Origin of the sequence: Rhodococcus sp. CX (assembly GCF_015865005.1) — a bacterium.
Taxonomy (GTDB): Bacteria; Actinomycetota; Actinomycetes; order Mycobacteriales; family Mycobacteriaceae; genus Rhodococcus.
The window spans coordinates 1,155-7,403 of the sequence record NZ_JADZGH010000259.1; the positions used below are offsets into that span (position 1 = coordinate 1,155).

At 69.7% G+C, this 6,249-nt stretch carries 6 protein-coding genes; 1 reads left to right on the forward strand and 5 read right to left on the reverse strand.

All coding sequences use genetic code 11. The features are described from left to right. A partial coding sequence (locus tag I0Q12_RS28110; protein ID WP_231611619.1) for a DNA polymerase III subunit delta' occupies positions 1–878 on the reverse strand: 878 nt, incomplete at its 3' end. A 94-nt stretch (positions 879–972) separates the two neighbouring features. Here I0Q12_RS28110 and I0Q12_RS28115 point away from each other — a divergent pair. Beyond that, the gene (locus I0Q12_RS28115) at positions 973–1,359 is read left to right on the forward strand and encodes a VOC family protein (protein ID WP_197256814.1); all 387 of its coding nucleotides are present in this window, start codon (positions 973–975) and stop codon (positions 1,357–1,359) included. 18 nt (positions 1,360–1,377) lie between these two features. Here I0Q12_RS28115 and I0Q12_RS28120 read toward each other — a convergent pair whose 3' ends face one another. The 4 genes from I0Q12_RS28120 to I0Q12_RS28135 form a co-directional block, all read right to left on the reverse strand. After that, entirely contained in the window at positions 1,378–2,046 is a 669-nt protein-coding gene (locus tag I0Q12_RS28120; protein WP_197256816.1) for an AraC family transcriptional regulator, read from the reverse strand. 37 nt (positions 2,047–2,083) lie between these two features. Then, positions 2,084–5,032: a type I DNA topoisomerase gene (gene topA / locus I0Q12_RS28125; RefSeq protein WP_197256990.1), complete on the reverse strand. Its 2,949-nt coding sequence runs from the start codon at positions 5,030–5,032 to the stop codon at positions 2,084–2,086. 117 nt (positions 5,033–5,149) lie between these two features. Further along, on the reverse strand, positions 5,150–5,755 hold the full coding sequence (locus tag I0Q12_RS28130; RefSeq protein ID WP_197256818.1) for a hypothetical protein: 606 nt from the start codon (positions 5,753–5,755) through the stop codon (positions 5,150–5,152). Between the two features lie 166 nt (positions 5,756–5,921). Then, positions 5,922–6,125: a cold-shock protein gene (locus I0Q12_RS28135; protein ID WP_003935252.1), complete on the reverse strand. Its 204-nt coding sequence runs from the start codon at positions 6,123–6,125 to the stop codon at positions 5,922–5,924. Between the last annotated feature and the right edge of the window lie 124 nt (positions 6,126–6,249).

Consider the following 6,249-nt stretch of genomic DNA (forward strand, 5'->3'; position numbering starts at 1 on the left):
AGGACACCGGCCGACCCACGCAGGGCTCCCGCGGTTCCCTTTCCGGTGCCGCCCGCCCCCAGTGCCGTCCTCAGCTCCTCGGTTTCCCGTTCGTCGATCGATCCGGTGATCTCCTTGGCCTCGGCCTGCGCGCGCTGGACCAGGTCCTCGGCATCGGCGTAGGTGGTGGCCGGGTGCAGGACCGCCTTGGCCACGTCGAGTGCGCGGGTGCGGTTGGCACGCGCGGACTCGTCGGTCGCCAGGCGCCGGGCGCGGCCGACGTGACCGCCGCTGACGGATGCGGCCCACTGTGCCGCGCGCTCGTCGATCCCGTCGACGTCGCGCAGCACCCGGGCGATCGATTCGACGCTGGGCGTCACGAGTCCGATGTGGCGGCAGCGTGAGCGCAGCGTGACGGAGATGTCCTGGGGATCGACCGAGGGCGCGCACAGCAGGAAGACGGTGCGCTGCGGTGGTTCCTCGACGACCTTGAGGAGCGCGTTCGCAGCACCCTCGGTGAGCCGGTCGGCGTCTTCGACGACGACGATCTGCCAACGTCCCGTGCTCGGCCGGCGCGACGCGGTCTGAACGATCTCGCGCATGGACTTGACGCTGATGGTCAGGCCCTCGGGTACGACCCGGCGCACGTCACCGTGGGTGCCGGCCATCGTCGTCGTGCAGGCATGGCAGTGTCCGCAGCCGGGTTCGCCGGGGTCGGTGCACTGGAGTGCCGCGGCGAAACACAGTGCCGCGACCGACCGCCCCGACCCGGGAGGCCCGGTGAACAGCCACGAGTGGGTCATCGCCGATCCCGTGTCGCCGTTGCGGGCCGCGATCGCGGCAGCGATCAGGTCCGTCTCGACGTCGCGTTGACCGACGAGACGATCGAAGACACCCATGCAGGGCAGCGTAGCGGCAGGCACCGACGATCCCGCTCCCGCTGCTGTCCGAAATCTGCAAGACACCCGAACCCGCTCTGCCTAGGTTCGGATCATGACTCCGCACCTGTCTGCCGTCGGACTCGTGGTGTCCGACCTCGTCCGCTCCTTCGACTGCTATCGACTCCTCGGCCTCGACCTACCGACGGAACCGCCGGACAGCCCGCACTTCGAGGTGACACTGCCCGGCGGTCTGCGTCTGCTGTGGGACACCGTCGAGTCCGTCCGGTCGTTCCATCCCGAATTCACGCCCGGCACCGGCGGCGCGTCCCTCGCCTTCGACTGCGGCAGCCCGGACGGCGTCGATGCCACGTACAAGGCGTTGCTGTCGGCGTCCTGCACCGAGGTGAAGGCCCCGTGGGATGCCTTCTGGGGACAGCGCTACGCCCTGGTCCAGGACCCGGACGGGCACTCGATCGACCTCTTCGCCGCGCTGTCGTAACCGGCCGCGCTGTCGTGACTATCCGGCGAGGTCGGTGAGAGTCGTTCCGCACAGGGCACGCACCTCACGCGCGAGGTGGGCCTGATCGGAGTAACCGCAGTCGGCCGCGATCCTCGCGAAGCCGCCGCCGGCCCGGGCCAGGTCTACGGCGGTCCGGAATCTCAGAACCCGGGCCAGCGTCTTCGGCCCGTATCCGAAGGTCCGCAACGCGCGGCGATGCAGCTGCCGGTCGCTCCACCCGATCGCCGCCGCGGTGTCCGCGACGGACTCTCCCGCCGCGAGCATTCCCGCGACGGCCACATCGATTCGGAGGTCGGCGTCGGCGAGTTGCGTGCGGGCGAGCGCGACGAGGGCGGCCGCGGGCGCGACGTGCGCAGCATCGGAGAGCCGCCGGACCTGCGCCGACGACCACACCTGGTCGAGGGGAACGCGCTGGTCACGCAGTTCGCACGCGTCGACGCCGAACAGGGCCGGGCCGATTCCGGGTGCGCAGCGCAACGCGGTCAGCGACCGGAGGGTCCCCAGGTCCGAGTGGTGTGCCCGGGTGTCCGGTCCCGCGACGAGGAATCCGTCCTCGTGCCAGATCAGGTCCATGCACCCGTCCGGCAGCACGTGGGACCCCGCAGCCGCGCGCGACGCGGACCACAGGATCACGCCTGCGACACCCGACGCCTGCTCGCGGTACACGCCGCGAGGATACGACGGCCCCGCGGGCCCGTCACCCCTACTCGGCGGCCTTCTTGGCTGCCGTCTTCTTGGCGGTCGTCTTCTTGGCGGTCGTCTTCTTGGCGGCGGTCTTCTTCGCCGCCGTCTTCTTGGCCGGGGTCTTCTTGGCCGCGGCCTTCTTCGTCGCCTTCTTGGCCGGGCCGCGGGCACGACGGTCGGCGAGCAGTTCGGAGGCACGCTCGTCGGTGATCGTCGCGACCTCGTCGCCCTTGCGCAGGCTCGCGTTGGTTTCACCGTCGGTGACGTACGGGCCGAACCGGCCGTCCTTGATGACCATCGGCTTCTCGCTGACCGGGTCGATGCCGAGCTCACGCAGCGGCGGGGTCGCCGCGGCCTGCCGTCCACGCCGCTTGGGTTCGGCGTAGATCTTCAGCGCTTCGTCGAGGGTGACGGTGAACATCTGTTCCTCCGTCGCGAGCGACCGCGAGTCCGTGCCCTTCTTCAGGTACGGGCCGTAGCGGCCGTTCTGCGCCGTGATCTCCTCACCCGTCTCGGGGTCGACGCCCACCACCCGCGGCAGCGACAGCAACCGGAGGGCATCGTCGAGCGTGACCGTCGACAGGTCCATCGACTTGAGCAGCGACGCCGTGCGCGGCTTCGGCCCGGTGGCCTTCTTCGCGGCCTTCTTGGCCGGCGCCTTCTTCGCGGCGGCCTTCTTCGCGGTCTTCGTCGCGGTGCCGCCGGACTCGATCTCGTCGACCGGGATCGGCGTGACCGCGGGCTCCGGCTCCTCGGCTTCGGCCGGCGGTTCCGGCAGCAGCTCGGTCACGTAGGGGCCGAAGCGACCTTCCCGGGCGACGATCTCGTTGCCGGTGACGGGGTCGAAACCGAGACTGCGGCCCTCCTGCGGCGTCGCGAACAACTTCTCCGCGTATTCGCGGGTCAGCTCGTCCGGCGGCAGGTCGTCGGGCAGGTTCGCGCGCTGCGAGATCAGCTCACCGTCCGGGTTGGCCGGGTCGACGACCATCCGCTCGAGGTACGGACCGAAGCGGCCGACGCGCACGCGGATCTCGCGGCCTTCGGAGTCGTCGAACAGGCGGATCGAGTTGATCTCGCGGGCGTCGATCTCCTCGAGGTTCTCCCCGACCATCTTCTTGAGGCCACCCTCGCGGGCGACGGATCCCTCGGCACCCCGCTCGCCACCGAAGTAGAAGCTCGACAGCCAGGCGTTCCGGTGCTCGTGACCGGACGCGATCTCGTCGAGGTCGTCCTCCATCCCGGCCGTGAAGTCGTAGTCGACGAGCTGCCCGAAGTGCGCTTCTAGGAGGCCGATCACCGCGAAGGCCACCCACGACGGCACGAGTGCGCTGCCGCGTTTGTAGACGTAGCCGCGGTCCAGGATCGTCTTGATGATCGACGCGTACGTCGACGGACGGCCGATCCCGAGGTCTTCGAGTGCCTTGATCAGGCTGGCCTCGGTGTAGCGGGCGGGCGGGTTCGTCGAGTGTCCGTCCGGGTCGAGCTTCGTCGCGGTGACGGACTGCCCCTCGCTGAGGTTCGGCAGCCGGGACTCGGCGTCGTCGGACTGGCCACCGGCCTCCTCGTCGACGCTTTCGACGTAGGCCTTGAGGAAGCCGGCGAACGTGATGGTCCGGCCGGACGCCGAGAACACGCATTCCTCACCGGTCGCGGCGGTACCGGTGATCCGCAGCGTCAGCGTGGTGCCGCGTGCGTCCGCCATCTGCGAGGCGACGGTGCGCTGCCAGATCAGCTCGTAGAGCTTGAACTCGTCGGTGTCCAGGCGCGAGTGCAGTTCGCCGGGCGTCGCGAACACGTCGCCGGCGGGGCGGATCGCCTCGTGCGCTTCCTGCGCGTTCTTGACCTTGCGGGTGTACTGCCGCGGGCTCGGACTGACGTACTCGGCCCCGTACAGCTGGGTGGCCTGGGCCCTAGCCGCGGCGATGGCCGACTCCGACAGCGTCGTCGAGTCGGTACGCATGTAGGTGATGTAGCCGTTCTCGTACAGCCGCTGCGCGATGCGCATCGTCCGTTCGGACGAGAACCGCAGCTTGCGGCCCGCTTCCTGCTGCAGCGTCGACGTCATGAACGGTGCGTACGGCTTGCGGCTGTACGGCTTGGACTCGGCGGAGGTGACGGCCAGCGCCGCGCCTTCGAGCGCGGCGGCCAAGGCCCGCGCGCGGGCCTCGTCGAGCACCGCCACCCCGGTGGATTTGAGCTGACCGTCCGGGCCGAAGTCGCGGCCGACCGCGACGCGGCTTCCGTCGACACCGACCAGCCGCGCCCCGAACGATCGGGGGCTGGCGTCGGCGCCGGCGTCGAGGGTCGCGGCGATGTCCCAGTACTCGGCGGACGTGAACGCCATGCGCTCGCGTTCGCGCTGCACGATGACGCGGGTCGCGACGGACTGCACGCGGCCCGCCGACAGCCGCGGCATGACCTTCTTCCACAGCACCGGGCTGACCTCGTAGCCGTACAGGCGGTCGAGGATGCGGCGGGTTTCCTGCGCGTCGACCAGGTCGATGTCGAGATCGCGGGTGTTCTCCGCAGCCGCCCGGATTGCGGGCTCGGTGATCTCGTGGAAGACCATCCGGCGAACCGGGACCTTCGGCTTGAGCGTTTCGAGCAGGTGCCAGGCGATGGCCTCGCCCTCACGGTCGGGGTCGGTGGCGAGGTACAGCTCGTCGGCGTCCTTGAGGAGGCTCTTGAGCTCGGCGACCTTGGACTTCTTCTCCGGGCTGACCACGTACAGCGCTTCGAAGTCCTGGTCGACGTTCACGCCGAGCCGGGCCCACGGCTCACCCTTGTACTTGGCCGGGACGTCGGCCGCGCCACGCGGCAGGTCCCGGATGTGGCCGACCGACGCCTCGACGACGTAGCCCCGTCCGAGGTACGGCGCGATCTTCTTCGCCTTGGTCGGAGACTCGACGATGACGAGCCGACGAGTGCCCGACGAGCCGTCCGACGTGCTCTTGTCCCGTGCTGCCACCGTGCCGCCCGCACCTTCCCTAGTTGTCGACATGCCTGCTTCTTCAAGGACATGTATACCGACCCGTCCCCCCGACGCGGCCACACACAGGGTCGCACATGACCGGCGACCGACTCGTCACCTGTCGAAATCGTCGCCCGTCACGTGGGGCCACATCGACCGCGCGGAGGGGTCGTCCGGGGGCTCGCCGATGTTCTCTCCGAGCCTGGTCAGACGCCTGCGGCCGGACACCCGCAGTCCCGGTCCGGTGCCGCGCGTACCGATCAGGGTCGGAGCGATCCCGGCCCTCATCAGCGACTGGGCGAGCACCGGATGGGTGTCGGGTGCGTGCGGGTCGAGTCCCAGCACATACCGCTCGCCGTCCACCTCCATCCGGCCGGCGGCCAGCACCCACGCGCGCAGCGCCCGCGACCCGGGCACCCAGCCCGGCGGCACGGCCTTGACGGCTCCGCGGGTCCACTGCGTGGCGAGCGGGACGAGGTCCTCGACAGCGGCGCTCCGGACGAGGGGGCGTCCCTCGTCGGTGGTGGTGGTCTCGGGCGTGAGGCCGGCCTGCGTCATCAGCTCGGCGATCGCGTCGGCGCGCCAGCGTTCGTCGACCACCACGGAGATGCGCGCCTTGCCGGCGGACACGACCACCTGTCCCTGCGCGGCGAGCAGTCCGCTGAGGTCGGTGAGCGCGGGCGGTACGGTTTCGGCGCCGAAGATCGACAGTTGTCCCACCACGGGCACCTCCCCATTCAGCACGCCGCGCCTCGCGCGACCGGTCGTGCACGAATCGGTCGTGCACAGAAATGGATCGTCCCCCATCACCGACGGTGACAGGGGACGAATTCAGGCTTCGATCCGTGAGGACCGAGATCCACCTGGTAGTTCGCGCTGCGAACTATCAGAGAGCGCGCACACCGGTGGCCTGCGGGCCCTTGGTGCCCTGGCCCACCTCGAACTCGACTCGCTGGTTCTCCTCCAGGGTGCGGAAGCCGGAGCCCTGGATCTCGGAGTAGTGGACGAACACGTCGGCGGAGCCGTCTTCGGGAGCGATGAAGCCGAAGCCCTTCTCCGCGTTGAACCACTTCACAGTGCCCTGTGCCATGCTTTTCCTTCTCTTTCCTAACACCGGATTCGGTGGGCCGCCGGGTGCGCGGTCCACCGGGCCGGTTCCGACCGCTGTACTTTCTTGATCCCCCCATGTGGAAGAGCAAAGCACCGCGCTCGCA